Origin of the sequence: Streptomyces anthophorae, from assembly GCF_049310305.1 — a bacterium.
GTDB lineage: Bacteria > Actinomycetota > Actinomycetes > Streptomycetales > Streptomycetaceae > Streptomyces.
In genome coordinates this window covers 3,352,162-3,378,055 of the sequence record NZ_JBLWQQ010000001.1, presented here as the reverse complement: position 1 = coordinate 3,378,055, position 25,894 = coordinate 3,352,162, and the positions used below count along the sequence as shown (strand labels likewise).

Sequence of the window (25,894 nt, the reverse complement as noted above, 5' to 3'; positions counted from 1 at the left end):
GCAGGGCTGGCAGTAATTCGAGGGTCAGTGTCAGTCCTGCCACTGCCGCGTGCCGTCGAACCGGCGGACAGTAGAGGACATGAACACAGCACTGAACTACCTCGCCGTCCTCTTCGTCTTCCTCCTCCTGGCCGCCCCGTCCCTGTACGGCATGGCCCACGACCGCCGCATCGACCGGCAGCTCCGCGAGGCGCGCCGGGCCGCCGAACGCCCGTCGAGCCGCGCGGAGTTCACCGAGGCGGCCTAGAAGTCCTCGTCGAAGCCGACCGAGCCCTCGACCGCCACCTGGTACGCCGAGGGGCGACGCTCGAAGAAGTTGGTCAGCTCCTGGACGCCCTGGAGCTCCATGAAGGAGAACGGGTTCTCCGAGCCGTAGATCGGCGCGAAGCCGAGGCGCTGGAGGCGCTGGTCGGCGACGCACTCCAGGTACTGCCGCATCGAGTCGGTGTTCATGCCCGGCAGGCCCTCGCCGCACAGGTCGCGCCCGAACTGGAGCTCCGCCTCGACCGCTTCCCGCAGCATGTCGGTGACCTGCTGCTGGAGCGCGTCGTCGAAGAGCTCCGGCTCCTCCTTGCGGACGGTGTCCACGACGTCGAAGGCGAAGCTCATGTGCATCGTCTCGTCGCGGAACACCCAGTTGGTGCCGGTGGCCAGGCCGTGCAGGAGGCCGCGGCTGCGGAACCAGTAGACGTAGGCGAACGCCCCGTAGAAGAACAGGCCCTCGATGCACGCCGCGAAGCAGATGAGATTGAGGAGGAAGCGGCGGCGGTCCGCCTGCGTCTCCAGACGGTCCATCTCCTCGACCGAGTCCATCCACTTGAAGCAGAACTCCGCCTTCTCGCGGATGGAGGGGATGTTCTCCACCGCCGCGAACGCCGCCGTCCGGTCCTCCGGGTCGGGGAGGTAGGTGTCGAGCAGCGTCAAGTAGAACTGGACGTGCACGGCCTCCTCGAAGAGCTGGCGCGAGAGGTACAGGCGCGCCTCGGGGGAGTTGATGTGCTTGTAGAGGGTGAGGACCAGGTTGTTCGCGACGATCGAGTCGCCCGTCGCGAAGAACGCGACCAGGCGGCCGATCATGTGCTGCTCGCCCGGCGACAGCTTCGCGAGGTCGGCGACGTCCGAGTGGAGGTCGACCTCCTCCACCGTCCACGTGTTCTTGATGGCGTCGCGGTAGCGCTCGTAGAAGTCCGGGTAGCGCATGGGACGCAGGGTCAGTTCGAAGCCCGGGTCGAGCAGGTTCTTCTCGGCAGGGGTGGTCATTACTGGCAGGCCTCGCAGGACTCGGGGTTTTCCAGGGAGCAGGCGACGGCCTCGGGGTCGGCCGCCTGTACGGGGACGGTGCTGTTGCCCGCCGCCCGCGCGATGCGCGTCGCCGGACGCGAGCGCAGGTAGTACGTCGTCTTCAGGCCCGACTTCCAGGCGTACGCGTACATCGAGGAGAGCTTGCCGATGGTCGGCGTCTCCATGAAGAGGTTCAGGGACTGGGCCTGGTCGAGGAACGGGGTGCGGGCCGCCGCCATGTCGATGAGGCCGCGCTGCGGGATCTCCCACGCCGTGCGGTACAGGGCACGGACCTCGTCGGGGATCCAGGTGAAGCCCTGCACCGAGCCGTTGGACTCGCGCAGCGCCTCGCGGGTCTGCGCGTCCCACACGCCGAGCTTCTTCAGCTCGTCGATCAGGTACCCGTTGATCTGGAGGAACTCGCCGGACAGCGTCTCGCGCTTGAACAGGTTGGAGACCTGCGGCTCGATGCACTCGTAGACGCCGGCGATGGAGGCGATCGTGGCGGTGGGGGCGATGGCCAGGAGGAGGGAGTTGCGCATGCCGACCGACGCGATGCGTTCGCGCAGCGCCGCCCACCGCTCCGGCCACGTGAGCCGGACGTCGTAGTGGTCGGGGTGCAGCACGCCGCGCGCCGTGCGGGTCTTCTCCCAGGCGGGGAGGGGCCCGTTGCGCTCGGCGAGGTCGGCGGACGCCTCGTACGCGGCGAGCATGATGCGCTCCTGGATCCGCGTGGACAGGGCCTTCGCCTCGGCCGAGTCGAACGGCAGGCGCAGCTTGAAGAAGACGTCCTGGAGGCCCATCGCGCCCAGGCCCACCGGGCGCCAGCGGGCGTTGGAACGGCCCGCCTGGTCGGTCGGGTAGAAGTTGATGTCGACGACGCGGTCGAGGAACGTGACGGCCGTGCGGACCGTCTCGTCGAGGCGCTCCCAGTCGATGTCCCGGCCCTCGACGTCCACGAGGGCGCCGAGGTTCACGGACCCCAGGTTGCAGACGGCCGTCTCCCCGTCGTCCGTCACCTCCAGGATCTCCGTGCAGAGGTTGGAGGAGTGGACCGTGTGGCCGGGCTCCGCCGTCTGGTTGGCGGTGCGGTTGGCGGCGTCCTTGAAGGTCAGCCAGCCGTTGCCGGTCTGCGCGAGGGTGCGCATCATGCGGCCGTACAGATCGCGGGCCGGGATGGTCCGCTGGGCCTTCCCCTCGGCCTCGGCCCTGCGGTACGCGGCGTCGAACTCCTCGCCCCACAGGTCGACGAGCTCGGGCACGTCGGCCGGCGAGAACAGCGACCACGGCTGGTCCGCGTTGACCCGGCGCATGAACTCGTCCGGGATCCAGTGCGCGAGGTTCAGGTTGTGGGTGCGGCGCGCGTCCTCACCGGTGTTGTCGCGCAGCTCAAGGAACTCCTCGATGTCGGAGTGCCAGGTCTCCAGGTAGACCGCGGCGGCGCCCTTGCGGCGGCCGCCCTGGTTCACGGCGGCGACCGAGGCGTCCAGCGTCTTCAGGAACGGGACGATGCCGTTGGAGTGCCCGTTCGTGCCGCGGATCAGCGAGCCGCGGCTGCGGATGCGGGAGTACGAGAGGCCGATGCCGCCCGCGTGCTTCGAGAGGCGGGCGACCTGGTGGTACCGGTCGTAGATCGAGTCGAGCTCGTCCAGCGGGGAGTCGAGCAGGTAGCAGCTCGACATCTGGGGGTGCCGGGTGCCGGAGTTGAAGAGTGTGGGGGAGGAGGGCAGGTAGTCGAGGCGGCTCATCAGGCCGTAGAGAGCCTCCACCTCCTGAAGCGCGCGCAGGGAGTCGTCCTCCGCCAGACCCGCCGCCACGCGCAGCATGAAGTGCTGCGGGGTCTCGATGACGTGCCGGGTGATGGGGTGGCGCAGCAGGTACCGGCTGTGCAGGGTGCGCAGGCCGAAGTAGCCGAAGCGGTCGTCGCCCGCGAGGTCGATGAGCGCGTCGAGGCGCGCCGCGTGCACCCGTACGAACTCGGCCGTGCGGTCCGCGATCAGGCCCTCGCGGTGGCCGACCGCGACCGATTCGGTGAAGGACGTGACGCCCTGCGAGGCGGCCTCGGCGGCGACGGCACGGGCGAGCAGCCGGGCGGCGAGCCGGGAGTAGGCCGGGTCCTCGGAGATCAGCCCGGCCGCGGCCTCGGTGGCGAGATCGCGCAGCTCGGCCTCATCGGCCCGCGCCGAGCGGCCGCGCAGCGCGGCGGCCGCGATCCGGCCGGGGTCGGCGTCGGGGAGGTCGGCGGTCAGCTCGGTCAGGGTGCGCAGCAGGGCTGCACCCGGACCGTCCTCGGGGGTGGCTGAGACCGGTTCGGCGGGCGCGATGGTCACGTGGAGGCTCTCCCTCGCTCGGCTCGGGGCCTGCGGGGAGGAGGTGGCAGCGCGGGCGCGCGAAGGCGGGCCCTCGTCCACCGGCCCTTTCCGCGAGGCCCGGACGTCGTCGACGCCCGGGCCGGACGGCTCGGGCGTGCCGTCGACAGGTCATCGGACTCGCGCGGGCGCTTTTGTACGCCTACGCACACCGTTGCGGGACAGTTCCGGATTCGCACCGGATTCCCCTGCGGTGACAGCGAGAGCGAGCATACATGTTGTGCCGGGCTTTCGCGTCAGCCCCATATGTTGTGTCGGCCCGGTTCGGGAGTGGACCGGCTAGAGCTTCAACTCGTACGCCCGCAGCGTCACTTCCGGGATCGGGTCCCAGTCGCGCTCCGGGGTCCGGGTGAAGCCGAGGCGTTCGTAGAGCCGGTGCGAGGCCGTCGCCACGGGCTGCGTGCACAGCACCACGGCCTTCTTCCCGGCCGCCCGCGCCCGCTCGATCACGGCCTTCACGAGAGCCTCCCCGACGCCCTTGCCCCGCGCCTCGACCGCCACCGCGAGCATCCGGAACTCGGCCTCGCCGGGGCGCGAGACCTCCGCGTACGGGTGGTCGTGCGTGGGGACGTACGTGACGGCGCCGAGAATCCGGCCCTCCGGGCCCTCGGCGACGAGGACCTCGGCCTGCTGCGCGCGCTTCTCGACGTCGCGCAGCTCGGCGGCGTACCAGTCGTTCTCGCCGTCCGCGAGGAGCCCGCTGCCGAGATAGGCGCGGGCAATCAACTCGCCGAGGGCGGCGTACTCTTCGGGGCGCACAGTTCTGATCACGTCGTCATGGTTACGTGACGTGCGGCGGTGGTCGCAATGCTTTCCCGAAAATGCCTCGGGCCCCTCCATCAGGGAGGGGCCCGAGAGGTGTCCGTACGGGTGACTAGTGGCCGGAGCCCGCGCCGACCTTCGGCAGGTCGACCTGGACGCCCTTGTCGCCCGCGTCGGCCGTGTAGTCCTCGGGGGCCGTCTCGTCGACGCCGTCGGGGGCGTTGAACGCCTTGAGGACGAAGGTCAGGACGACGGTGACGACGACGTTGAGGACGAACGCCGTCATGCCGATGTAGCCGATCTGGCCGATGCCGGGGATCTCCGCCGACGAGCCGCCGAAGTGCTTCTGCGTCGGCGACGCGACACCGTACGCGGCGAGCGTGCCGTACACCATGCCGACGGCCCAGCCGGCGAGCAGCGCCCAGCGGTGGAACCAGCGCGTGAACAGGCCGCCGACCAGCGCCGGGAACGTCTGGAGGATCCAGATGCCGCCGAGCAGCTGGAAGTTGATCGCGACGGTCTTGTCCATGGTCAGGACGAAGGCCAGCGCGCCCACCTTCACGAGCAGCGACACCAGCTTGGAGACCTTGGTCTCCTGCGCGGCCGTCGCGTCCGGCTTGATGAAGTCCTTGTAGATGTTGCGCGTGAACAGGTTCGCCGCGGCGATGGACATGATGGCCGCGGGGACCAGCGCGCCGATGCCGATGGCGGCGAACGCGACGCCCGTGAACCAGTCGGGGAACATGTCCTCGAAGAGCTGCGGGATCGCCAACTGCCCGTTCTGCACCTTGATCCCGGCCGCGATGGCCATGAAGCCGAGCAGCGCGAGCAGGCCGAGCATCAGCGAGTACAGCGGCAGGATCGTGGTGTTGCGGCGGATCACGTTGCGGCTCTTGGAGGACAGCGTCGCCGTGATCGAGTGCGGGTACATGAACAGCGCCAGGGCGGAGCCGAGCGCGAGCGTCGCGTACGTCCACGTGCCCGAGGAGCCCGGCGCGAGTCCCGCGACGGGTTTGCCCGCCGCCTCGTTCGCGGCGTCGAACTTGTCGCCCGCCGCCGAGAAGATGTGCTCGAAGCCGCCCAGCTTGATCGGGATGTAGATGATGGCGACCGCGATCACGAGGTAGATCAGTCCGTCCTTGACGAACGCGATCAGGGCGGGCGCCCGCAGGCCGGAGGAGTACGTGTACGCGGCCAGCACGCCGAAGGCGAGCAGCAGCGGCAGGTCCTTGATGAACCAGTTGGTGTTCTCGCCGCCGCCGACGCCCATCACGTCCAGGACGGCCTGGATGCCGACCAGTTGGAGCGCGATGTACGGCATCGTGGCGAGGATGCCGGTGATCGCGACCGCGAGCGAGAGCCCCTTGGAGCCGAAGCGGCCGCGCACGAAGTCGGAGGTCGTCACGTAGCCGTGCTTGTGCGAGACCGACCACAGGCGCGGCAGGAAGGTGAAGATCAGCGGGTACACGAGGATCGTGTAGGGCACCGCGAAGAAGCCGGCGGCGCCGGCCGCGTAGATCGCCGCGGGGACGGCGACGAAGGTGTACGCGGTGTAGAGGTCGCCGCCGAGCAGGAACCAGGTGATCCAGGTGCCGAACGAGCGGCCGCCGAGGCCCCATTCGTCCAGCGAAGCCTCGTTCTCGGCCTTCCGCCAGCGCGCGGCGAGGAAGCCCATGACCGTGACGGCCACGAAGAAGAAGATGAAGACGGTGAGCGCGACACCGTTGACGCCGCCGTTCACGCGCCCGTCCCTTCGGAAGTGACCTTACGGGCGCGCTGGTCGCGCTGCCACAGCTTGTACGCGATCATCGTGAGCGCGGTCGAGATGAGCACCCAGAGCATCTGGTACCAGTAGAAGAACGGGATGCCGATGAGGGTCGGTTCGACCTTGGCGTACGAGCTGACCCAGAGCATCGCGACGAACGGTGCGACCAGACAGAGTGCAATGATCACGCGGACCGGCGTGACCACCGGTTGTTTCACTTCAGGCGCATCGGACATTCGCGGTTCCGTTCCCCTCGCTGATCAGAGATCCCACTTATCTCATGCTTAACGTGCGGGAAATCTAAGCGAGAGTCTTGATCTATGGAACCCCCGTCCGGATAACGGACGTGCCCAAAGGCCCGTTCAGCAGCAGCGGAACCCCTGCCGGGGATCCGCTTCCTGCCGGTCCGTCCGCATGCGCTCGAAGTCGCGCCGGGACGGCACGGGCGCACCGGGGTGGGTCTCCCCGACGTGCGCCACGTACCGCTCGTACGCGCTCTCGTCCGTCAACTCCCGGACGAACCACCGCACATACCTAGCCACCCGTAGCACTGCCGACGCCGGCATCGCGCGCCTCCGCCTTCTCTTCCTGCGTGGGGACGAGCCCGGCCGGTGCCACCAGCGTGGACTCGACGTACGGCGCCTCGCTCAGCTTGGACGACTGCGGGTTCCGTACGTGCTTCACGCATACCCGCAGCGCGTCGAGAACCACCACGACGATGAGGAGCGCGAGCGCGGCCGAAAGGACGCCGTCCACCGTGGAGTTGGTCACCACGGTGTGCATGTCGTCCATGGTCTTCGCGGGCGGCAGCACCTTCCCGGCGTCGATGGCGTCCTGGTAGTTCGAGCGCTGCTGGAAGAAGCCGACGCGCGGATCGGACGAGAACACCTTCTGCCAGCTGGCGGTCAGCGTCACGACGGTGTCCCAGATCAGCGGAACCCCGGTGATCCAGGCCCACTTGAGCCGCCCCGACTTCACGAGCAGGGTCGTGCAGACGGCGAGGGCGACCGCGGCGAGGAGCTGGTTGGAGATACCGAAGATCGGGAAGAGCTGGTTGATCCCGCCGAGCGGCTCGTGCACGCCGACCCACAGGAAGTAGCCCCACAGACCGACGACGACGGCGCTGGTGAGGAGGAGGCCCGGCTTCCAGCTGATGTTCCTGAAGGGCTTGTAGACGTTGCCGAGCATGTCCTGGAGCATGAAGCGGCCCACGCGGGTGCCCGCGTCGAGCGCGGTCAGGATGAACAGCGCCTCGAACATGATCGCGAAGTGGTACCAGAAGGAGCGCAGGCCGCCCCCGGTCACCTGCGAGAAGATCTCCGATACGCCGACGGCGAGGGTGGGTGCGCCGCCCGTACGGGACAGCAGGCTCGACTCCTCGACGTTCTTCGCGGCCTGCGCGAGTTCCGCGGGTGAGATCGAGTACCCGAAGTTCGCGACGGCCTGGGACGCGGACTGCACGCTGTCGCCGATGACCCCGGCGGGCGCGTTCATCGCGAAGTACAGGCCGGGGTCGATGATCGAGGCGGCGACCAGCGCCATCACGGCCACCGAGGACTCCATCAGCATGGAGCCGTAGCCGATCATCCGGACCTGCGTCTCCTTCTGGATCATCTTCGGCGTCGTGCCGGAGGAGATCAGCGCGTGGAAGCCGGAGAGCGCGCCGCACGCGATGGTGATGAAGACGAAGGGGAAGAGCGAGCCCGCGAAGACCGGCCCGTCGCCGCGCGAGGCGAAGTCGGTGACCGCGTCCATCTTCAGGGTCGGCAGCGCGACGACGACACCGATGGCGAGCAGCCCGATGGTGCCGAGCTTCATGAACGTCGACAGGTAGTCGCGCGGCGCGAGCAGCATCCACACCGGCAGCACCGAGGCGACGAACCCGTAGATCACCATCCAGATCACGAGCGTCGAGGGCGCGAGCGTGAAGGTGTCCGCCCAGGAGGACTCGGCGACCCAGCGGCCCGCGACGAGCGCGAGCAGCAGCAGCGCGACGCCGATCAGCGACACCTCGGACACCCGTCCGGGGCGCAGCACGCGCAGGTAGAAGCCCATGAGCAGGGCGATCGGGATGGTCATCGCGATGGAGAAGGTGCCCCAGGGCGAGGCCGCCAGCGCGTTCACCACGACCAGGGCGAGCACCCCGAGCAGGATGATCATGATGGCGAACGCGGCGACCAGGGCGGCCGCCCCGCCGAACGGGCCGATCTCCTCGCGCGCCATCTGCCCGAGCGAGCGCCCGTCGCGCCGCGTCGAGAAGAACAGCACGACCATGTCCTGGACGGCGCCCGCGAAGATCACGCCGACGATGATCCAGATGGTGCCGGGCAGATACCCCATCTGCGCCGCGAGCACGGGTCCCACCAGCGGTCCCGCACCCGCGATGGCCGCGAAGTGGTGCCCGAGGAGCACGCGCCGGTCGGTGGGGTGGAAGTCGATGCCGTTGTTGAGCCGCTCGGCGGGCGTGGCCCGCTTCGCGTCGACCTTGAGCACCCTGTTCGCGATGAACTTCGCGTAGAAGTGGTAGGCGATGGCGTACGAACCGAGGGCGGCGGCCACCATCCACGCGGCGGAGACCTCCTCGCCGCGGGAGAGCGCGAGTACGGACCAGCCGGCCGCGCCCACCAGGGCGACGACGGTCCACAAAACGATGGTTCTAGGAGAAGCGGTACGCACCGGTCTGTCCTCCCCGTCCATGCGACGACGGGAGGACCGTAAGCCAGAGGGTGTGAGCCGCGCTACACCGCGTGCGGGAAAGCGTCTGCTCCGTTACCGGGCGGGGGAGTTGGGCCCGCTCGGCCGGCTAGTCCGTCGGCCGCTTCAGCCGCGCCACGAACTTGTACCGGTCGCCGCGGTAGACCGACCGCACCCACTCCACCGGCTGCCCCGAGCCGTCGATCGAGTGGCGGGAGAGCATCAGCATCGGCAGGCCCACGTCCGTGCCGAGCAGGCCCGCCTCGCGCGGGGTGGCGAGGGAGGTCTCGATGGTCTCCTCGGCCTCGGCGAGGCGTACGTCGTAGACCTCGGCGAGGGCCGTGTAGAGGGAGGTGTACTTGGTGAGGCTGCGGCGCAGCGCCGGGAAGCGCTTGGCCGACAGGTGCGTGGTCTCGATCGCCATCGGCTCTCCGCTGGCGAGGCGCAGACGCTCGATGCGCAGGACGCGGCCGCCCGTGCCGATGTCGAGGAGCTGCGCGAGCGTCTCGTCGGCGGTGACGTAGCCGATGTCGAGCAGCTGCGAGGTCGGTTCAAGGCCCTGGGCGCGCATGTCCTCGGTGTACGAGGTGAGTTGGAGCGCCTGGGAGACCTTGGGCTTGGCGACGAAGGTGCCCTTGCCCTGGATGCGCTCGAGCCGGCCCTCGACCACGAGCTCCTGGAGCGCCTGGCGGACGGTGGTGCGGGAGGTGTCGAACTCGGCGGCGAGCGTGCGCTCGGGCGGGACCGGGGTGCCGGGCGGCAGCGTCTCCGTCATGTCGAGCAGATGCTTCTTGAGGCGGTAGTACTTGGGCACGCGTGCGGTACGGACGGGCGCCCCGCTCTCGTTCTCCGCACTGCTGACGTCGGTGCTCATGCTCCGCCTTCCCGGCTCCGGTGCCGATGCGACCGACGTCCCGTCGGCCACGGCTCACATCGTGGCACGGCTCGCTCGGAGGAACTCCCTTTGAGCCTTCTCGCACGCACCGTGATCCCTTCTTATACCGCCCGGTGACCGTCTGGTCTAGTCCACCCGCCGGAGTTGCCCGAGGGGCCCAACGACCTTGCCCTGTCTGGCGGGTGTCGTTCCGATAACGGACCCGGAGGCCCTTCTCGTCGACCCTTGACAGCCCTATTGGTCTGGGCCAAGCTCCCGGTACTGGTCTACACCATTAAAGATCAGGTCCCAGTCCCGCGTGCACTACTCGTCGTATGCGCCGCTGTGGGTGGGGGGTTGCTGGATCCCTGAGGAGGGTGACGTGAAGCGCAAGCTCATTGCGGCCATCGGCGTCGCGGGCATGTTGGTCTCGATCGCGGCCTGTGGCGGCGACAGCGAGGACGACGGGAAGAAGGCGGGGCCCGAGAGCTTCAAGGGGCAGACGCTGACGGTCTGGGCCATGGACGGCTCCACGCCGGCGAAGTGGACCAAGGACCTCCAGGCCGCCTTCGAGAAGAAGACCGGCGCGAAGCTGAAGTTCGAGACCCAGAAGTGGGACGGCATCCAGCAGAAGATCACCACCGCGCTCTCCGAGACCACCCCGCCGGACGTCATCGAGGTCGGCAACACGCAGACCCCGGCCTACGCGGCCACCGGCGGCCTCGCCGACCTGAGCGACCTCAAGAAGGAGATCGGCGCGGACTGGACCGAGTCCGTCTCCAAGTCCTCCGTCTACGAGGGCAAGCAGTACGCCGCGCCGTGGTACTTCGCCAACCGCGTCGTCGTCTACAACAAGAAGATCTGGGCCGACGCGGGCATCAAGGACACCCCGAAGACCCGCGACGAGTTCCTCAAGGACCTCGCCACGATCGACAAGAAGACCGACGCCGAGCCGATCTACCTGCCCGGCCAGAACTGGTACTTCTTCGACGGCCTGACCATCGGCCAGGGCGCCGACCTGGTGAAGAAGGAAGGCGACAAGTACGTCTCCAACCTCGCCGACCCCAAGGTCTCCGCCGCCATGGAGATCTACAAGAAGTACGCCGCCCACTCCAAGGCCCCCAAGGACAAGGACGAGGCCACCCCGCAGCAGGCCGAGGTCTTCGCCAAGGGCAAGACCGGCGCCTTCATCGGCATGGGCTGGGAGGCCGGCACGGCCGTCGCCGCCAACAAGAAGATCGAGAAGGACATCGGCTACTTCACGATCCCGGGCGAGACGGCGGACAAGCCCGAGGGCGTCTTCCTCGGCGGCTCCAACTTCGCGGTCGCCGCGGGCAGCAAGAAGCAGGAGCTCGCCAAGGAGTTCCTGAAGCTGGCCCTGGGCGACAAGTTCGAGGGCGCCCTCGCCAAGGAGAACGGCGTCATCCCGAACAAGAAGTCCCTGGAGACCAACCTCAAGGGCAACGAGGTCGCCGAGGCCGCCGCCCCGGCCGCCGAGTTCGGCGGCACCACGCCGCTGATCCCCGAGTGGGCCGCGGTGGAGAACACCCCGAACCCGATCAAGAACTACATGACCTCCGTGCTGAACGGTAAGTCGCCCGCAGCCGCCGCCAAGGCGGTCGAGGGCGAGATCAACAAGCGCCTCGCGCAGAAGAACTGAGCCGCACCGTGCCGGGGGAGGCGTCCACGCACCCCCGGCACGGACGCGCTCGACCGTACGGCGACGGAAGAAATGGCGAGTCATGTCAGTGCAGACCGAAGGCACGGACACGGCCGGGGCGACCGGTGTCCGCAAGTCCGAGGCGCCGCCCCCGCGTGAGCCGGAGAAACCGGCGAGGAAACGCGGCACAGCCCCCTACCTCCTGCTGCTGCCGGCGCTCGCGGCCACGCTGATCCTGCTCGGCTGGCCGCTGGTGAAGAACGGCCTGCTGTCGTTCCAGAACCTCAACCCGCGCCAGCTCATCCTCCACCTCACCGAGTGGAACGGCGTCGACAACTACACCGAGGTCCTCGGCAGCTCGGAGTTCTGGCGGGTCGTCCTGCGCTCCGTGATCTTCACCGCCGCCAACGTGGTGCTGATCATGCTGCTCGGTACCCTCGTCGGCCTGCTGCTCGCGCGGCTCGGCAAGCGGATGCGGCTGCTGCTCCTGTTCGGCCTCGTGCTGGCCTGGGCGATGCCGCTGCTCGCCGGCACCACCGTCTTCCAGTGGCTGTTCGCCCAGCGCTTCGGCGTCGTCAACGGCTTCCTGAACCAGCTCGGCTGGCACTCGATGGCCGACCACAACTGGCTCGACACCCAGTTCTCCACCTTCTCGGTGATCACGATCCTGATCGTCTGGCAGTCGATCCCGTTCGTCGCCATCAACCTCTACGCGGCGACGACCACTATCCCGAAGGAGCTGTACGAGGCCGCCTCCCTGGACGGCGCCGGAGGCTGGACCTCCTGGACCTCGGTGACCTGGCCGTTCCTCAAGCCCTTCCTGCTGGCCACGACGTTCCTCGAGGTCATCTGGGTCTTCAAGGCGTTCCCGCAGGTCTTCGCCATGAACGAGGGCGGACCCGACCGGCTCACCGAGACCCTGCCGATCTACGCCTTCGTCGAGGGCATGGGCAACCAGCACTTCGGCATGGGCGCGGCCATCTCGTTCCTGACCGTCCTGGTGCTGCTCGTCATCACCTCGTACTACCTGCGCATGGTGCTCAAGCAAGAGGAGGACGAGCTGTGAGGCGCTCACTCTTGGGACGCCTGTGGCCGGGGGCCACGGCCACGGCCCTCTTCGTGATCTTCGCGTTCCCCGTCTACTGGATGTTCGCCACGGCCTTCAAGCCGACCAACGACATCCTGACGGACAACCCGGTCTGGTTCCCCACGGACATCACGCTCGACCACTTCGACCGGGCCGTGCACGCCGACCACTTCTGGACGCTGGTGGGCAACTCGCTCACCGTGACGCTGCTCTCGGTGTCCATGTCCCTGGTCATCGCCCTGGTCGCGTCCTTCGCGCTCGCCCGGATGCGGTTCAAGGGACGGCGCGGCTTCCTGGTCGTCTTCATGCTCGCGCAGATGGCCCCGTGGGAGGTCATGGTCATCTCGATCTACATGATCGTGCGCGACAACGACATGCTGGACAGCCTGGTCCCGCTGACCGTCTTCTACACGATGATGGTGCTGCCCTTCACGATCCTGACGCTGCGCGGCTATGTCGCCGCGGTGCCCAAGGAACTGGAGGAGTCGGCGATGGTCGACGGCTGTACCCGCACACAGGCCTTCATCAAGGTGATCTTCCCGCTGCTCGCGCCCGGCCTGATGGCCACGTCGCTCTTCGGCTTCATCACCGCCTGGAACGAGTTCCCGCTCGTGCTGATCCTCAACAAGAGCGTCGAGAAGCAGACCCTGCCGCTGTGGATCTCGCAGTTCCGCACCGCCTTCGGCGACGACTGGGGTGCGACGATGGCGGCGTCCTCGCTGTTCGCCCTCCCCATCCTCGTCCTCTTCGTCTACCTCCAGCGCAAAGCCGTCAGCGGCCTCACCGCCGGCGCCGTGAAGGGATAACGCCACCAGATGACGACATTGACACGTGGTACCGACACTCTGACGCGCGACGCCCTGACCGTCCTTCAGCCCGGGTTCACCGGTACGTCGGCTCCGGACTGGCTGCTGCGCCGGCTCGGCGAGGGTCTTGCGTCGGTCGGGCTGTTCGGGCGCAACATCGCGACGCCGGAGCAACTGGCCGCCCTCACCGCCCAGCTGCGGTCCGAGCGCGACGACGTCCTGGTCGCCATCGACGAGGAGGGCGGCGACGTCACGCGCCTGGAGGTGCGTACGGGCTCGTCCTTCCCGGGCAACCACGCGCTCGGCGCGGTCGACGACGCGGCGCTGACCCGCGCGGTCGCCGCCGAGCTCGGCCGCCGGCTCGCCGAATGCGGGGTCAACCTCAACTGGGCGCCCTCCGCGGACGTCAACGCCAACCCCGACAACCCGGTGATCGGCGTGCGTTCCTTCGGCGCGGACACCGCCCTCGTGGCCCGGCACACCGCCGCGTACGTCGAGGGCCTCCAGTCCGCGGGCGTCGCCGCCTGCGCGAAGCACTTCCCGGGCCACGGGGACACGGCGGTCGACTCGCACCACGACGTGCCGCGCATCGATGTCGGTCCGGACGTGCTGCACGCCCGTGACCTCGCCCCGTTCCGCGCGGCCATCGCGGCGGGCTCGCGGGCCGTGATGAGCGCCCACATCCTGGTGCCCGCGCTCGACCCGGAGTACCCGGCAACGTTGTCGCGTCGCATCCTCACGGGCCTGCTGCGCGAGGAGTTCGGCTACGAGGGCCTGATCGTCACGGACGGCATGGAGATGAAGGCCATCTCCGCCACGTACGGCATCGAGCGCGGCAGCGTCCTCGCCATCGCCGCGGGCGCCGACGCGATCTGCGTGGGCGGCGGGCTCGCCGACGACGACACGGTGCTGCGGCTGCGGGACGCCCTCGTGGGCGCGGTGCGCTCCGGCGAGCTTCCGGAGGAACGCCTCGCGGACGCGGCGACGCGGGTCCGCGCGCTGTCGAAGTGGGCGACGGCCTCGGCCCGCACCGGCACCGTGGAGGGCAACCCCGAGGTGGGGCTCGACGCGGCGCGCCGCGCGGTCACGGTGGCCCGCGCGGGGCACGGGGCGCCCGTATCGGGACCCGTGCACGTGGCGGCCTTCACGCCCGTGGCCAACATCGCGGTCGGCGACGAGACCCCCTGGGGCGTCGCCGCCGAGCTCGAACGACTGCTGCCCGGCACCACCACCGGCTCCTACACCGGTCCCGACGCGGGGTCCGCCGCCCTGGCCGCCGCGGGGGAGCGGCGAGTGGTGGCGGTGGTCCGCGACGAGCACCGCCACCCGTGGATGGCCCGGGCCCTGGACGACCTGCTGGCCGCCCGCCCGGACACGGTGGTCGTGGAGATGGGAGTGCCCCAGGCCGCACCGCGCGGCGCGCTGCACATCGCGACGCACGGGGCCGCGAGGGTGTGCGGGGTCGCTGCCGCTGAGGCGATCGTCGGGGCTTGAGGTGTCGCCGCCTTGGGCAATCTGCCGCCAGGGCCGGCAGGGTGGGCAAGGCGGCACCCCGGCGCGGGCAGCGCCCTCGGCAGGCGCCCACCCCGGCACCCCCGGGCACACGCAACGGTGCCGGTCACCCCGAGCGGGGCGACCGGCACCGTTGTACGTGCGGCAGACCTACAGCCCCTGCCACTCCGGCTTGTTGGCGTACGTGTGCCGGAAGTAGTCCGCGAGCTTCAGCTTCGACGCGGCCGCCTCGTCGACCACGACGGTCGCGTGCGGGTGCAGCTGCAGCGCGGAGGCCGGCACCACGGAGGCGACCGGGCCCTCGACGGTCGCGGCGACCGCGTCCGCCTTGCCCTCACCGGTGGCGAGCAGCACCAGGTGCCGCGCCTCCAGGATCGTCCCGATGCCCTGCGTGATCACATGCCGCGGCACCTGGCTCAGGTCCCCGTCGAAGAACCGCGCGTTGTCCGCGATGGTCTGCTCGGTCAGCGTCTTGATCCGGGTCCGCGAGGCGAGCGAGGAGCACGGCTCGTTGAACCCGATGTGCCCGTCCGTGCCGATGCCCAGCAGTTGCAGGTCCACGCCCCCGGCCTCGACGAGCGCGTTGTCGTAGGCCTCGCAGGCGGCCTGCACGTCGGCGGCGCTGCCGTCGGGCCCCATGAACGCCGCCTCGCTCAGTCCGAGCGGCTCGACGACCTGCCGCAGCACGGTCGCCCGGTACGACTCGGGGTGCCCGGTCGGCAGCCCCACGTACTCGTCGAGCTGGGCGATCCGCGCCTTCGACGCGTCGACCGCACCGGCGCTCACCTGGGCCGCCAACGCCTCGTAGATGGGCAGCGGAGTCGAGCCGGTGGCCACGCCGAGCAGTGCGTCGGGCTTGCGACGCAGCAGCTGGGCCATGGCCTCGGCGATCAGCTCGCCACCTGCCTTGGCGTCCGGAACGATCACAACTTCCACGCTGGGCCTGCCGTTCTGGTCAGAGGGGACGGGATGACATGTGGTATAGACCAATCTAACAGAGCGCGACCCCTCGGTCAGGCCCTTCACCACACCTCTTCGTCCATGCTCGGCGCTGCGCCGGAGCCCGGCACCTCGAAGCGCCCGGTGGGCGGCCCGGGCACCCCGAGGCCACAGTGGAAGGTGCCAGGGGCCCTCGATCCCCGCCCGGCCCCCCGTCGCCCCACCGGAGGTGCCCGTATGAACGCCACTCCGTCCGACCCGGAGCGCCCCGGCCGGATCATGACGCGGGAGATGCGCGAGCAGCCCGACGTGCTCCGGCGACTCCTCGACACGGGCGCCCCGCACATCCGGGACGTGGCCCGCCGGGTCGCCGACCGCGCCCCCCGCTTCGTCCTGCTCACCGCCCGCGGCACCTCCGACCACGCCGCGCTCTACGCCAAGTACCTGCTCGAAATCCGGCTGGGCCTGCCCTGCGGGCTCGCGTCGATGTCCACCACGACGGCCTACGGCGCCCGCCCCGATCTGCGCGACGTCCTGGTGATCACGGTCAGCCAGTCCGGCGGCTCACCCGACCTGGTCGCCTCGACGAAGGCGGCCCGCGAGGCCGGCGCGATCACCCTCGCCGTGACCAACAACCCGGACTCCCCGCTGGCCGCCGTCTCCGAGCACCACATCGACATCATGGCCGGGCCCGAGAAGGCGCTGCCCGCGACGAAGACGTACACCGCCTCGCTGCTCGCCCTGTACCTCTTCGTGGAGGGCCTGCGGGGCGGCGACGGGGCGGCCGCCGCCGTGCTGCCCGACCACGCCGACCGGATCCTGGCCCGCCAGGACGAGGTCCGCACCCTGGCCGCCCGCTACCGCTTCGCCGGGCGCATGGTGATCACCTCCCGCGGCTACGGCTATCCGACCGCCAAGGAAGCCGCCCTCAAGCTGATGGAGACCAGCTACATCCCCGCCCTCGCGTACTCCGGCGCCGATCTGCTGCACGGCCCGCTCGCCATGGTCGACAACATCTCCCCGGTGATCGCCGTGGTCACCGACGGCCGGGGCGGGGAGGCCCTCCAGCCCGTCCTCGACCGGCTGCGCGGGCGCGGCGCCGATCTGATGGTGGTCGGCCCCGAGGCCCAGGTGGCCCGCGCCTCCGCCGGTTTCGTGCTGCCGACCGAAGGGGTGGCCGAGGAGGTCCAGCCGGTGCTTGAGATCCTCCCGCTCCAGCTCCTCGCCTACGAGGTGACCATCGCCCGCGGCCAGGACCCCGACGCCCCGCGCGCCCTCGCGAAGGTGACGGAGACCCGATGATGAACCGACCGGGCCCGGCACTCGTGCAGAGGGACGTACGTTGTAGTGGTGGGAGTGGGAGAAACCCACGACAACAAACCTTCGCGCACGCATGGACATACAAGAATGGTCTAGTCCACAATGCGTAATTGAGACCTCCGCCCTCCCCGCACAGGAGGACGGACAGAGGACCCGACGCTCTCTGCCCTGACCGCGTCGGATCCTCGATCGGCAGCCGGGACCGCACACCTGGAAGCCGGTGCACCTGAAGGGCTGCGGTGCCAGGGAAAGGGCTGAGGGTCCCTACCCCCGGCGCCGCGGCCCGTCGGTCTTTCCGGACCCCGGAGCTTGTCGGACTCCGGAGCTTTTCGGACCCCCGCGCCCCGGCGGTTAAGCTCGGCTCGTGCCCTCCATGAACGATCTCGTCCGCCAGCACACCGCCCTCGGTGACTCCGATCTCGAGTGGCTGCATCTGCTGGTCTCGGAGTGGCAGTTGCTCTCCGACCTCTCCTTCGCCGACCTCGTCCTGTGGGTCCCCACCCACGACGGCACGCGATACGTCTCCGTGGCCCAGATGCGGCCCAACACCGGTCCGACGTCCTACCAGGACGACATGGTCGGCCACCTCGTCCCGCGCGGCCGCCGCCCCATGCTGGACGTCGCGCTCGACGAGGGCCGCATCGTGCGCGAGGGCGACCCCGAGTGGCGCGAGGAGGTCCCGGTGCGGGTGGAGTCCATCCCCGTACGCAGGGAGGGCCGGGTCCTCGGCGTCATCGCGCGCAACACCAACCTGCTGACCGTCCGCACGCCCTCGCGCCTGGAGCTGACCTACCTCCAGTCGGCCTCCGACCTCGCCCAGATGATCGCGGCCGGCAGCTTCCCGTTCCCGGACCAGCAGGTCGACATGGACGCCTCCCCGCGCGCGGGCGACGGCCTGATCCGGCTCGACGCGGACGGCGTGGTCCAGTACGCCTCGCCCAACGCCCTGTCCGCGTACCACCGGTTGGGCTTCCAGGCCGATCTGGTCGGCCACCACCTCGGCACGACGACGGCCGAACTCGCCCCGTCGCGCGGCCCGGTGGACGAGGCGCTCGCCAAGGTGGCCAGCGGCTGGGCGCCGCGCGAGTTCGAGATCGAGGGCGAGGAGGGCTCGATCCAGCTGCGCGCCATCCCGCTCAAGCCCAAGGGCCCGCGCATCGGTTCGCTGGTCCTGCTGCGCGACGTCACCGAACTGCGTCGCCGCGAACGCGAGTTGATCACCAAGGACGCGACCATCCGGGAGATCCACCACCGGGTGAAGAACAACCTCCAGACGGTCGCCGCCCTGCTCCGCCTCCAGGCCCGCCGCATCGGGTCCGACCGGGGGCGCGAGGCCCTGGAGGAGGCGGTCCGCCGGGTCGGCTCCATCGCGATCGTGCACGAGACGCTCTCCCAGAACCTGGACGAGCGCGTGGAGTTCGACGAGATCGCCGACCGGGTGCTCGCCATGGTGGCGGAGATCTCGCCGGGCCAGGTGGTGGGCCGGCGCACCGGTCACTTCGGCATCCTCGACGCCGAGGTGGCGACCCCGCTGTCCATGGTCCTCACCGAGGTGTTGCAGAACGCGCTGGAGCACGGCTTCCGGCAGGGCGACACCGGCACCGTCGAGGTCTCGGCCGTGCGCGGCGGCACCAGCAAGGAGGCCCGCCTCCTGGTCACCGTCCAGGACGACGGCGTCGGGCTGCCCGAGAACTTCGACCCGAAGCGCGCCGGGAACCTGGGACTGCAGATCGTACGCACATTGGTGGAGGGCGAGTTGGGCGGAACGTTCGACATGGTGCCCGCACCGGAGCGCGGCACGCAGGTCATCCTCGACATTCCCGTACGCAGCAGCAAATAGCCGTACGAGGCACGCGCGGTGCCGGAACGGCAGGGCCCGAACACAGCAGTGAGCCCCGGACCGTCGTACGGTCCGGGGCTCACTGCTCGCGTTGCTCGGGTCATGTCCCGGGCTGAGCCTGGGGGAGCATCGGGGGTACTGCGCGCTGCGGCTCGGGGGCGGGAGATGCGTACTCGATGTACGCGCCGCCGGGCTCAGGCTCGTGGGGGGTGGGCTGTCAGGCGGAGGCCTGACGGGCCCGGTTGCGAGCGGCGCGGCGCTTCATCGCGCGGCGCTCGTCCTCGCTGAGGCCACCCCAGACGCCGGAGTCCTGGCCGGACTCGAGCGCCCACTGCAGGCACTGCTCCATGACGGGGCAGCGGCGGCAGACGGCCTTGGCTTCCTCGATCTGCAGCAGCGCAGGACCGGTGTTGCCGATGGGGAAGAAGAGCTCGGGGTCTTCCTCGCGGCAAACGGCGTTGTGACGCCAGTCCATGGCTGCTACCTCTCCTTGGTATTACGTGCAAGTTGCTTGTGAATGTGAACGCTTTCACGAATCCCTCAACAAGTGAACCGGACGAACGTCACATCTGCGACGGATGTCCGTTGCTTTGAGGAGGGGATTCGGGCTCTCTGTGGGGCCGATGTTTCGGGCCGTCCCGAGCGCCATGTAGAGATTCGCAAACCTCGGCGGCGGATACAACCCCTTCCGGAAAGTTTTTTTTGATTCCTCGGTGTCGGCTAGGTCACAGCCGTACTTCCATGGGGTGGATGCCAGCCCAAACGTTCGAGATGAAGGACTTTAGTCTCTTCCACTCACACAATCACACGCAGTGCACGGCGTACGCCTGTGAACGTCACGCTGGTCCGCAGTCCCAGGTGGTCACCGTCCATCTGAAGGGGCAGGGGCGCCTTCGAATGCAAGGTGAAGTCGGTCAGGTCGTGGAGCGTGACCGCGTTCTTTCCGTGCGGGCCGCGTTCGGGTGTCGAAGCCAGCAGCTGGGTGCCGTAGCGGGCCACCGCGGGAGTGGAGAGTTTCTTGAGTCCCAGCACGTCAAGGCCGGTGTCGAAGGACGCCTGGGGCGTCGGGTACAGCGGCCGGTTGCCCAGGAAGGACCACGGCGACGTGTTGCTGACTATGGAGACGACGAGATCCGTGACCGGATCCTCGCCCGGCCGTTCGAGCGTGATCGTGCCGTGCCGGCGGTCGGCCTCGCCGAGGAACTGGCGCACCACCTGTCGCACGTACAGGGCATGCGTCGAACGCTTGCCGCGCTCCCGCTGCTGCTCGACCCGGCCGACCACGCCCGCGTCGAAGCCGAGGCCCGAGGCGAACGTGAACCAGCGGGACGGTACGCCCTCGTCTTCCGTGCCCGCGGTGCCCGAGGCGAGACCGAGGCCCACCGTGCGCCGCCGGCCCTCGCGGAGGGCGTCCAGAAGCTGTCCCGTGGCCTCCACGGGGTGGTTCGGCAGCCCGAGGGCGCGCGCGAAGACGTTCGTGGAGCCGCCGGGGACGACGGCGAGGCCGGGCAGCCGGTCGAGGTCGGGGCCGTGGTGCAGCAGGCCGTTCACGACCTCGTTGACCGTGCCGTCGCCGCCGAGGGCGACGACCAGCTCGATGTCCTTGCTCTCCGCGGCCTGCCGGCCGAGGTCGCGCGCGTGGCCCCGGTACTCGGTGGTGACGGCCTCGAGCTTCATCTCGCTCGCCAACGCGTGGATCAGCACATCACGCGTGCGCGCGCTGGTGGTGGTTGCCGCCGGATTGACCACGAGGAGTGCACGCATGCAAGGCAGCGTACCCAGCGCCCTTGATCGGGCCCAGACCGAGGTGGGCGTCGGGGGAGGGTTCGCGCGGTTTGCGCACGGGGTCCGGGCTTCGGGACGGCATCGGCGGGCGGCTACGCTGCAAAGGTGACCTCAGAGCAGAATCCCGCCCCCGAGCCCGACGAAGACGACACCCCGCGACCCGGCCGGCTGACCGCCGCCGCGGCCCTCGCCGGGCTCGAAGGGCTCGCGCTCCTCGCGGGCGGCGCCTACATGCTGATCGCCGGTCTCGCGGGGCATCCCGACAACCCGGAGCAGGCCGTCACCGGCGGTGTCACACTCATCGTGCTCGCGCTGCTCCCGCTGTTCGCCGCGCGCGGACTGCTCGCCCGCAAGAGCTGGAGCCGCGGCCCCGCGATCATCACGCAGATCATGGCGCTGCCGGTCGCCTACACGCTGTTGCAGGCCGACAGCATGGCCATCGGGGGCGGCATCGCGCTCGCCGCCGTGTCGATCGCCGCGCTCGTGCTGCTCGTCAACCGGGAGACCACGCGCGCCCTGGGCATCCGTACGCCGGGGTCCTCCCAGTAGCTCGCGACGAGAAGGCGCCCGGAGCGAATCCGCTCCGGGCGCCTTCTCGCGTGCACAGGCGGCTCACTCCTCGACGAGGAGCCTGTCCCGGAGCTGGGCCAGCGTGCGGGCCAGGAGGCGGGAGACGTGCATCTGGGAGATGCCGACCTCCTGGGCGATCTGCGACTGCGTCATGTTCCCGAAGAACCGCAGCAGCAGGATGCGCTTCTCGCGCGGCGGCAGGTCCTCCAGGAGCGGCTTGAGGGACTCGCGGTACTCGACGCCCTCCAGCGCCTCGTCCTCGGACCCCAGCGTGTCCGCGACCGCCGGGGACTCGTCGTCCGTGTCCGGGACGTCCAGGGACAGCGTGGAGTACGCGTTGGCCGACTCCAGGCCCTCCAGGACCTCCTCCTCGGAGATGCCCAGCTTCTCGGCCAGCTCATGGACCGTGGGGGAGCGGCCGTTCACCTGGGACAGCTCCGCGGTCGCCGTCGTCAGGGCCAGGCGCAGCTCCTGGAGGCGGCGCGGTACGCGCACGGCCCAGCCCTTGTCGCGGAAGTGCCGCTTGATCTCGCCGACGACGGTCGGCGTCGCGTACGTGGAGAACTCCACGCCGCGCTCGGGGTCGAAACGGTCGACCGATTTGATCAGGCCGATCGTGGCGACCTGGGTGAGGTCGTCCAAAGGCTCGCCGCGATTGCGGAAGCGGCGCGCCAGATGCTCGACGAGCGGCAGGTGCATGCGGACGAGCTGATTGCGCAGCTCCGCGTACTCCGGGCTGCCGTCCTTCAGCGTGCGCAGCTGGATGAACATCGCCCGCGCGCCGCTGCGGTCCGTCGGATCGTGTCGGCCGTGCTGCTCACCGTGTCGCTCGTGATCGCTCATCAATCCCGCCCGTCGCGCGTCCGATCCCCCTGAGCCCCCGCGAAGTACGGCCCCCGGGGTCGGCGCTGCCTGCTGTGCCGCGTCGGTCGCCGGGTCCGCCGTGTCCGCAGCGTCCTCTGGGTGTGGCCGGGCCTGCTGCTCGGGGATGCCGGTGGTCGGCCGCTGCATCCCGCCCGTGCCGTCGGCCGGGAGATCCCGTGTGCCGCGCTTGTCGTCCCGCACCGGACCGTCCCCGTTCCTCACGTCGGGCCGGGGCCCGCGCCGCGCTTCTTGTAGAGGCTGATGGAGACGGTCTTGTCCTCGGCCACCGTGGAGTCGACCTGGCCCGCGAGGGCCGACAACACCGTCCACGCGAAGGTGTCGCGCTCAGGGGCCCGGCCGTCGGTCGTCGGCGCGGAGACCGTCACCTCCAAGGAGTCGTCGACCAGCCGGAACACGCAGCTGAGCACGGAGCCCGCGACGGCCTGCTGAAGCAGGATCGCGCAGGCCTCGTCGACAGCGATGCGCAGGTCCTCGATCTCGTCGAGGGTGAAGTCCAAACGCGCTGCGAGGCCGGCCGTCGCCGTACGCAGCACCGACAGGTAGGCACCCGCAGCCGGGAGTCGGACTTCCACGAAGTCCTGATTTCCGGGGTCGCCTGCGATCTGGGACACCCTCACCTCCAAGGTGGTACAAGCACTTTCGGGCTCCGGAGGCGTCGTCCCCCGGGTGATGCGCCACTTATATCTGCGGTGACGCTACCGCGCGCCCGACTTTCCTGTCCCGGGGACCCCCGGCCCGTTGCTGTCACTCATAGTAAGCCTACGGGTACGGACAGTGGCTAGAGGGTGTGCGGGCTCAATTGGAAAGAGCGGGCGCCGGTTTGAGTTACCCAGGCGTCAGTGGATCGAACCCCGCCGGGGCCGGGGATCCGTCGCGTCAGACGAGAATCGAGTCGACAAAGCACCAACGCCAGCTCTCACCAGGCTCGAAGGTGCGCATCACCGGATGGCCGGTCTCGGCGTGGTGGGCCGTCGCATGCTTGTACGGGGACGAGTCGCAGCACCCGACGTGACCGCAGACCAGACACAGCCGTAGTTGCACAGGGTGACTGCCGACGGCCAGGCACTCCAAGCAGGTCTCGCTCAGAGGCGCGGGCTCGGGGTGCGGCAACGCGGCGACGTGCGGGCACTCGTTCATGATGGCCAGGTTACGACGGCCGGCGCGGAGCAGGGCGGTGGAAGGCGGGTCATGGACGTATTGCCTTTGGTGGGACTGGTCGCCGCGAGTGCGGCGGTGGCGGGGGCGGCGCGCAGGACGCCCGTGCCCGCACCGCTGCTCCTGGTCGCCATCGGCCTGATCGCGTCCTACGTGCCGTGGGTCCCGGAGTACGTGCTCGACCCGCACATCGTGCTGCCGCTGATCCTGCCCCCGCTGCTGCACACCGCCGCTCTGGAGAGCTCCTACCTGGACCTGCGGGCGAACATCAGGCCCGTCGCGCTGCTCTCGGTGGGCTACGTCCTGTTCGCCACGCTCGCGGTGGGCTGGCTGGCGTACGAGCTGATCCCGGACCTGCCGCTGACGGCTGCGCTCGTCCTGGGGGCGGTGATCGCGCCGCCGGACGCGGTGGCCGCCACGGCGATCGCCCGGCGGGTGGGGCTGCCCTCCCGGATCACGACGATCCTCCAGGGCGAGTCCCTCGTGAACGACGCGACCGCGATCACCGCCTACAAGGTGGCGCTCGCCGCGGCGGTCGGGGAGGGTGCGAGCTGGGCGGGCGGGATCCAGGAGTTCCTGGTGGCGGCCGTCGGCGGGGTCGGCGTGGGGCTGCTCCTGATGGTGCCGCTGCACTGGTTGCGCACTCATCTGAAGGAAGCGCTGCTTCAGAACACGCTCTCGCTGCTGATCCCCTTCGTCGCGTACGCGGTCGCGGAGCAGGTCGGCGCCTCCGGGGTGCTCGCCGTCGTCACCGTGGCGCTCTACCTGGGGCACCGCTCCTGGCAGGTCGATTTCGAGACACGGCTCCAGGAGACTGCGGTGTGGAAGGTCGTCGCGTTCATCCTGGAGTCGTCGGTCTTCGCGCTCATCGGCCTCCAGCTGCGCGTCGTCCTCGAAGGCCTCGGCGAGTACAGCGTGTGGCAGGCCGTCCTGTACGCGGTCGGGGTGTTCGTCTTCGTGGTCGTCATCCGCTTCGTGTGGTCGTATCCGGCCACCTATCTGCCGTGGTGCATCTCGCCCCGCATCCGCGCGCGGGAGAGCGACACGGACTGGAAGCGGCCGCTGGTCGTGAGCTGGGCCGGCATGCGGGGTGTGGTGTCGCTGGCCATCGCGTTCTCCATCCCGCTGGTCACGGAGGACGGGGAGCCGTTCCCCTCGCGCAACCTGGTGCTCTTTTTGACCTTCACGACGGTCATCGGGACGCTCGTCGTCCAGGGGCTCACGCTGCCGCCGCTCATCAAGTGGCTGAAGCTGCCCGGCCGGGACGCGCAGGCCGAGACGCTCGCCGAGGCCCAGGCGCAGAACGCCGCATCCGTGGCCGCCGAGGAGCGCGTGGACGAGTTGATGCGCGACGAGCGCAACTGCCTGCCCACCCCGCTCCAGGACCGTCTGCGCACCGTTCTGGAGCGGCGCCGCAACTCGGTGTGGGAGCGGCTCGGGCAGGCCAACCCGGTGACCGGAGAGTCCGCCGACGACACGTACCGCCGCCTCGCGCGGGAGGCCATCGCGGCCGAGCGCGAGGTCTTCGTACGGATGCGGGACGAGCGGCGGATCGACGACGAGATGCTGCGGACGCTGCTGCGCAAACTGGACCTGGAAGAGGCCGCCGCCTACCGGGAGGTCGACGGCTGAGCGTCCTCGAAGGGGGCTCCCGTGATCACCGCCGCGAGCGTCGTGCCGCGTGGGAACGCGCCCTCTTCGGCGAGGGCGACAAGTGCGTACAGCGCTTTGGCGACATACAGGCGCTCGACGGGCACGCCGTGGCGAGTCTCGAAGTCCTCGGCGAACGCCGCGAGTTCCTCGGGCACGCGCGCGTAGCCGCCGAAATGGAACCGGTCCTCCACACGCCAGGTGCCCCGCGGCCCGCCGAACGCCGCCTCTTGCAGGGCGCGTACGTCGTCCGCCAGGAACCCGCCCTTGAGGACGGCGACGCCCACGGCGCGCTGGCCGGGGGAGAGTCCGGCGGCGAGCCCCGCGAGGGTGCCGCCGGTGCCGCAGGCGAGCGCGACGACGTCCGCCCGGCCGCGCAGTTCCCGGCCGAGGTCGGCGCAGCCCTGAACGGCGAGGGAGTTGCTGCCGCCCTCGGGCACCACGTACGCGTCCTCGGCACCCGCGGCGTCGAGGAGTCCGGCCAGCACGTCGGGTTCGGTCTTGCGCCGGTACGTCGACCTGTCGACGAAGTGCAGGCGCATCCCGTCGGCCGCGCAGCGGGACAGGGACGCGTTGAGCGGGCGGTCGGCCAGCTCCTGGCCGCGGACGACACCGATGGTGGGCAGGCCGATGAGACGGCCCGCCGCGGCCGTCGCCCGCAGATGGTTCGAGTACGCGCCTCCGAAGGTGACGATCGCCCGGCCCCGGGCCGCCGCCGCGTCGAGGTTCCGGGCGAGCTTGCGCCACTTGTTGCCGATCAGATCCGGGTGGATCAGGTCGTCCCGCTTGAGCAGCAGCCGCAGGCCGCGGCCCGCGAAGCGCTCGTCGTCGACCTCCACGAGGGGAGACGGGAGGCGAGGGTGCGGGCCGGAGCCGATGGGGCGGGACACCCGGCCATTGTCGGACATCAGGCCGAGTCCCCGCCCGCGCGACGGCGGGC

The 25,894-nt window shown here is 69.9% G+C and carries 24 protein-coding genes and 1 riboswitch; of the genes, 9 read left to right on the top strand and 15 right to left on the bottom strand.

All coding sequences use genetic code 11. The features are described 5' to 3' along the window. The first annotated feature begins 79 nt into the window (after positions 1 to 79). A complete protein-coding gene (locus ACNYS0_RS14985) occupies positions 80 to 247 on the top strand; it encodes a hypothetical protein (RefSeq protein ID WP_422473984.1) in 168 nt (55 codons plus the stop codon). On the opposite strand, the gene ACNYS0_RS14980 is transcribed toward ACNYS0_RS14985, so the two are convergent. The 8 genes from ACNYS0_RS14980 to ACNYS0_RS14945 form a co-directional block, all read right to left on the bottom strand. Beyond that, positions 244 to 1,260, bottom strand: a complete 1,017-nt coding sequence (locus ACNYS0_RS14980) for a ribonucleotide-diphosphate reductase subunit beta (RefSeq protein WP_422473982.1) — start codon at positions 1,258 to 1,260, stop codon at positions 244 to 246. The two genes, ACNYS0_RS14985 and ACNYS0_RS14980, sit on opposite strands and share 4 nt — an antisense overlap. Then, complete coding sequence (locus tag ACNYS0_RS14975; protein ID WP_422473980.1) at positions 1,260 to 3,611, bottom strand: ribonucleoside-diphosphate reductase subunit alpha; 2,352 nt, start codon at positions 3,609 to 3,611, stop codon at positions 1,260 to 1,262. The genes ACNYS0_RS14980 and ACNYS0_RS14975 overlap by 1 nt, the downstream gene beginning before the upstream one ends. A gap of 127 nt (positions 3,612 to 3,738) precedes the next feature. Further along, positions 3,739 to 3,869: riboswitch (cobalamin riboswitch) on the bottom strand. Between the two features lie 60 nt (positions 3,870 to 3,929). Next, positions 3,930 to 4,421 carry a GNAT family N-acetyltransferase gene (locus ACNYS0_RS14970; RefSeq protein ID WP_422473978.1) on the bottom strand — a complete coding sequence of 164 codons (492 nt, stop codon included), beginning with the start codon at positions 4,419 to 4,421 and terminating at the stop codon, positions 3,930 to 3,932. A 103-nt stretch (positions 4,422 to 4,524) separates the two neighbouring features. Further along, a complete protein-coding gene (mctP, locus tag ACNYS0_RS14965) occupies positions 4,525 to 6,153 on the bottom strand; it encodes a monocarboxylate uptake permease MctP (RefSeq protein ID WP_422473976.1) in 1,629 nt (542 codons plus the stop codon). Continuing rightward, positions 6,150 to 6,413, bottom strand: coding sequence for a DUF3311 domain-containing protein (locus tag ACNYS0_RS14960; RefSeq protein WP_422473974.1), 264 nt, complete (start codon positions 6,411 to 6,413; stop codon positions 6,150 to 6,152). Before ACNYS0_RS14960 ends, mctP begins: the two co-directional genes overlap by 4 nt. A 126-nt stretch (positions 6,414 to 6,539) precedes the next feature. Further along, a complete protein-coding gene (locus tag ACNYS0_RS14955; protein ID WP_351338955.1) occupies positions 6,540 to 6,743 on the bottom strand; it encodes a YbdD/YjiX family protein in 204 nt (67 codons plus the stop codon). Next, positions 6,712 to 8,853 (bottom strand): carbon starvation CstA family protein, encoded by a 2,142-nt coding sequence (locus ACNYS0_RS14950; RefSeq protein WP_422473972.1) that lies wholly within the window; start codon positions 8,851 to 8,853, stop codon positions 6,712 to 6,714. Before ACNYS0_RS14950 ends, ACNYS0_RS14955 begins: the two co-directional genes overlap by 32 nt. Positions 8,854 to 8,980: 127 nt before the next feature. Beyond that, a complete protein-coding gene (locus tag ACNYS0_RS14945; protein ID WP_422473970.1) occupies positions 8,981 to 9,745 on the bottom strand; it encodes a GntR family transcriptional regulator in 765 nt (254 codons plus the stop codon). A 382-nt stretch (positions 9,746 to 10,127) separates the two neighbouring features. Here ACNYS0_RS14945 and ACNYS0_RS14940 point away from each other — a divergent pair, with 382 nt between their 5' ends. The 4 genes from ACNYS0_RS14940 to ACNYS0_RS14925 all read left to right on the top strand — a co-directional run bounded on the left by ACNYS0_RS14940 (position 10,128) and on the right by ACNYS0_RS14925 (position 14,792). Further along, positions 10,128 to 11,405: an extracellular solute-binding protein gene (locus tag ACNYS0_RS14940; protein ID WP_422473968.1), complete on the top strand. Its 1,278-nt coding sequence runs from the start codon at positions 10,128 to 10,130 to the stop codon at positions 11,403 to 11,405. Positions 11,406 to 11,487: 82 nt separating this feature from the next. Then, the gene (locus ACNYS0_RS14935) at positions 11,488 to 12,471 is read left to right on the top strand and encodes a carbohydrate ABC transporter permease (RefSeq protein WP_422473966.1); all 984 of its coding nucleotides are present in this window, start codon (positions 11,488 to 11,490) and stop codon (positions 12,469 to 12,471) included. Next, complete coding sequence (locus ACNYS0_RS14930) at positions 12,468 to 13,298, top strand: carbohydrate ABC transporter permease (RefSeq protein ID WP_422473964.1); 831 nt, start codon at positions 12,468 to 12,470, stop codon at positions 13,296 to 13,298. The genes ACNYS0_RS14935 and ACNYS0_RS14930 overlap by 4 nt, the downstream gene beginning before the upstream one ends. A gap of 9 nt (positions 13,299 to 13,307) precedes the next feature. Then, on the top strand, positions 13,308 to 14,792 hold the full coding sequence (locus tag ACNYS0_RS14925) for a glycoside hydrolase family 3 protein (protein WP_422473962.1): 1,485 nt from the start codon (positions 13,308 to 13,310) through the stop codon (positions 14,790 to 14,792). A 168-nt stretch (positions 14,793 to 14,960) separates the two neighbouring features. Here ACNYS0_RS14925 and nagB read toward each other — a convergent pair whose 3' ends face one another. Further along, positions 14,961 to 15,746 (bottom strand): glucosamine-6-phosphate deaminase, encoded by a 786-nt coding sequence (gene nagB / locus ACNYS0_RS14920; protein WP_422473960.1) that lies wholly within the window; start codon positions 15,744 to 15,746, stop codon positions 14,961 to 14,963. Between the two features lie 240 nt (positions 15,747 to 15,986). On the opposite strand from nagB, the gene ACNYS0_RS14915 reads away from it, so the two are divergent. Both ACNYS0_RS14915 and ACNYS0_RS14910 read left to right on the top strand, forming a co-directional pair. Then, positions 15,987 to 17,051 (top strand): SIS domain-containing protein, encoded by a 1,065-nt coding sequence (locus ACNYS0_RS14915; RefSeq protein WP_422473958.1) that lies wholly within the window; start codon positions 15,987 to 15,989, stop codon positions 17,049 to 17,051. 391 nt (positions 17,052 to 17,442) lie between these two features. Further along, entirely contained in the window at positions 17,443 to 18,909 is a 1,467-nt protein-coding gene (locus ACNYS0_RS14910) for a sensor histidine kinase (RefSeq protein ID WP_422482651.1), read from the top strand. A gap of 217 nt (positions 18,910 to 19,126) precedes the next feature. Here ACNYS0_RS14910 and ACNYS0_RS14905 read toward each other — a convergent pair whose 3' ends face one another. Together ACNYS0_RS14905 and ACNYS0_RS14900 are read right to left on the bottom strand one after the other, a co-directional pair. After that, positions 19,127 to 19,384 (bottom strand): WhiB family transcriptional regulator, encoded by a 258-nt coding sequence (locus tag ACNYS0_RS14905; RefSeq protein WP_016639615.1) that lies wholly within the window; start codon positions 19,382 to 19,384, stop codon positions 19,127 to 19,129. Between the two features lie 320 nt (positions 19,385 to 19,704). After that, positions 19,705 to 20,673 carry a diacylglycerol/lipid kinase family protein gene (locus tag ACNYS0_RS14900; protein ID WP_399231612.1) on the bottom strand — a complete coding sequence of 323 codons (969 nt, stop codon included), beginning with the start codon at positions 20,671 to 20,673 and terminating at the stop codon, positions 19,705 to 19,707. Between the two features lie 126 nt (positions 20,674 to 20,799). Here ACNYS0_RS14900 and ACNYS0_RS14895 point away from each other — a divergent pair, with 126 nt between their 5' ends. Next, positions 20,800 to 21,243 (top strand): hypothetical protein, encoded by a 444-nt coding sequence (locus tag ACNYS0_RS14895; RefSeq protein WP_422473955.1) that lies wholly within the window; start codon positions 20,800 to 20,802, stop codon positions 21,241 to 21,243. 63 nt (positions 21,244 to 21,306) lie between these two features. On the opposite strand, the gene ACNYS0_RS14890 is transcribed toward ACNYS0_RS14895, so the two are convergent. The 3 genes from ACNYS0_RS14890 to ACNYS0_RS14880 all read right to left on the bottom strand — a co-directional run bounded on the left by ACNYS0_RS14890 (position 21,307) and on the right by ACNYS0_RS14880 (position 23,286). Further along, positions 21,307 to 22,350, bottom strand: coding sequence for an RNA polymerase sigma factor SigF (locus ACNYS0_RS14890; protein WP_422473953.1), 1,044 nt, complete (start codon positions 22,348 to 22,350; stop codon positions 21,307 to 21,309). Then, positions 22,347 to 22,760: an ATP-binding protein gene (locus ACNYS0_RS14885; protein ID WP_266713954.1), complete on the bottom strand. Its 414-nt coding sequence runs from the start codon at positions 22,758 to 22,760 to the stop codon at positions 22,347 to 22,349. The genes ACNYS0_RS14890 and ACNYS0_RS14885 overlap by 4 nt, the downstream gene beginning before the upstream one ends. Positions 22,761 to 23,025: 265 nt before the next feature. Continuing rightward, entirely contained in the window at positions 23,026 to 23,286 is a 261-nt protein-coding gene (locus ACNYS0_RS14880; RefSeq protein ID WP_422409674.1) for a UBP-type zinc finger domain-containing protein, read from the bottom strand. Positions 23,287 to 23,337: 51 nt separating this feature from the next. Here ACNYS0_RS14880 and ACNYS0_RS14875 point away from each other — a divergent pair, with 51 nt between their 5' ends. Then, positions 23,338 to 24,936: a Na+/H+ antiporter gene (locus ACNYS0_RS14875; protein ID WP_422473951.1), complete on the top strand. Its 1,599-nt coding sequence runs from the start codon at positions 23,338 to 23,340 to the stop codon at positions 24,934 to 24,936. On the opposite strand, the gene ACNYS0_RS14870 is transcribed toward ACNYS0_RS14875, so the two are convergent. Continuing rightward, positions 24,915 to 25,862 (bottom strand): 1-aminocyclopropane-1-carboxylate deaminase/D-cysteine desulfhydrase, encoded by a 948-nt coding sequence (locus tag ACNYS0_RS14870; protein ID WP_422473949.1) that lies wholly within the window; start codon positions 25,860 to 25,862, stop codon positions 24,915 to 24,917. The two genes, ACNYS0_RS14875 and ACNYS0_RS14870, sit on opposite strands and share 22 nt — an antisense overlap. Between the last annotated feature and the right edge of the window lie 32 nt (positions 25,863 to 25,894).

Coding starts and splice junctions, on each gene's coding strand:
- ACNYS0_RS14870 (WP_422473949.1), bottom strand. CDS start 25,862: ATGTCCGACAATGGCCGGGTGTCCCGCCCCATCGGCTCCGGCCCGCAC.
- ACNYS0_RS14985 (WP_422473984.1), top strand. CDS start 80: ATGAACACAGCACTGAACTACCTCGCCGTCCTCTTCGTCTTCCTCCTC.
- ACNYS0_RS14935 (WP_422473966.1), top strand. CDS start 11,488: ATGTCAGTGCAGACCGAAGGCACGGACACGGCCGGGGCGACCGGTGTC.
- ACNYS0_RS14980 (WP_422473982.1), bottom strand. CDS start 1,260: ATGACCACCCCTGCCGAGAAGAACCTGCTCGACCCGGGCTTCGAACTG.
- ACNYS0_RS14875 (WP_422473951.1), top strand. CDS start 23,338: ATGGACGTATTGCCTTTGGTGGGACTGGTCGCCGCGAGTGCGGCGGTG.
- ACNYS0_RS14915 (WP_422473958.1), top strand. CDS start 15,987: ATGAACGCCACTCCGTCCGACCCGGAGCGCCCCGGCCGGATCATGACG.
- ACNYS0_RS14955 (WP_351338955.1), bottom strand. CDS start 6,743: ATGCCGGCGTCGGCAGTGCTACGGGTGGCTAGGTATGTGCGGTGGTTC.
- ACNYS0_RS14960 (WP_422473974.1), bottom strand. CDS start 6,413: ATGTCCGATGCGCCTGAAGTGAAACAACCGGTGGTCACGCCGGTCCGC.
- ACNYS0_RS14910 (WP_422482651.1), top strand. CDS start 17,443: ATGAACGATCTCGTCCGCCAGCACACCGCCCTCGGTGACTCCGATCTC.
- ACNYS0_RS14900 (WP_399231612.1), bottom strand. CDS start 20,673: ATGCGTGCACTCCTCGTGGTCAATCCGGCGGCAACCACCACCAGCGCG.
- ACNYS0_RS14905 (WP_016639615.1), bottom strand. CDS start 19,384: ATGGACTGGCGTCACAACGCCGTTTGCCGCGAGGAAGACCCCGAGCTC.
- ACNYS0_RS14880 (WP_422409674.1), bottom strand. CDS start 23,286: ATGAACGAGTGCCCGCACGTCGCCGCGTTGCCGCACCCCGAGCCCGCG.
- ACNYS0_RS14945 (WP_422473970.1), bottom strand. CDS start 9,745: ATGAGCACCGACGTCAGCAGTGCGGAGAACGAGAGCGGGGCGCCCGTC.
- ACNYS0_RS14925 (WP_422473962.1), top strand. CDS start 13,308: ATGACGACATTGACACGTGGTACCGACACTCTGACGCGCGACGCCCTG.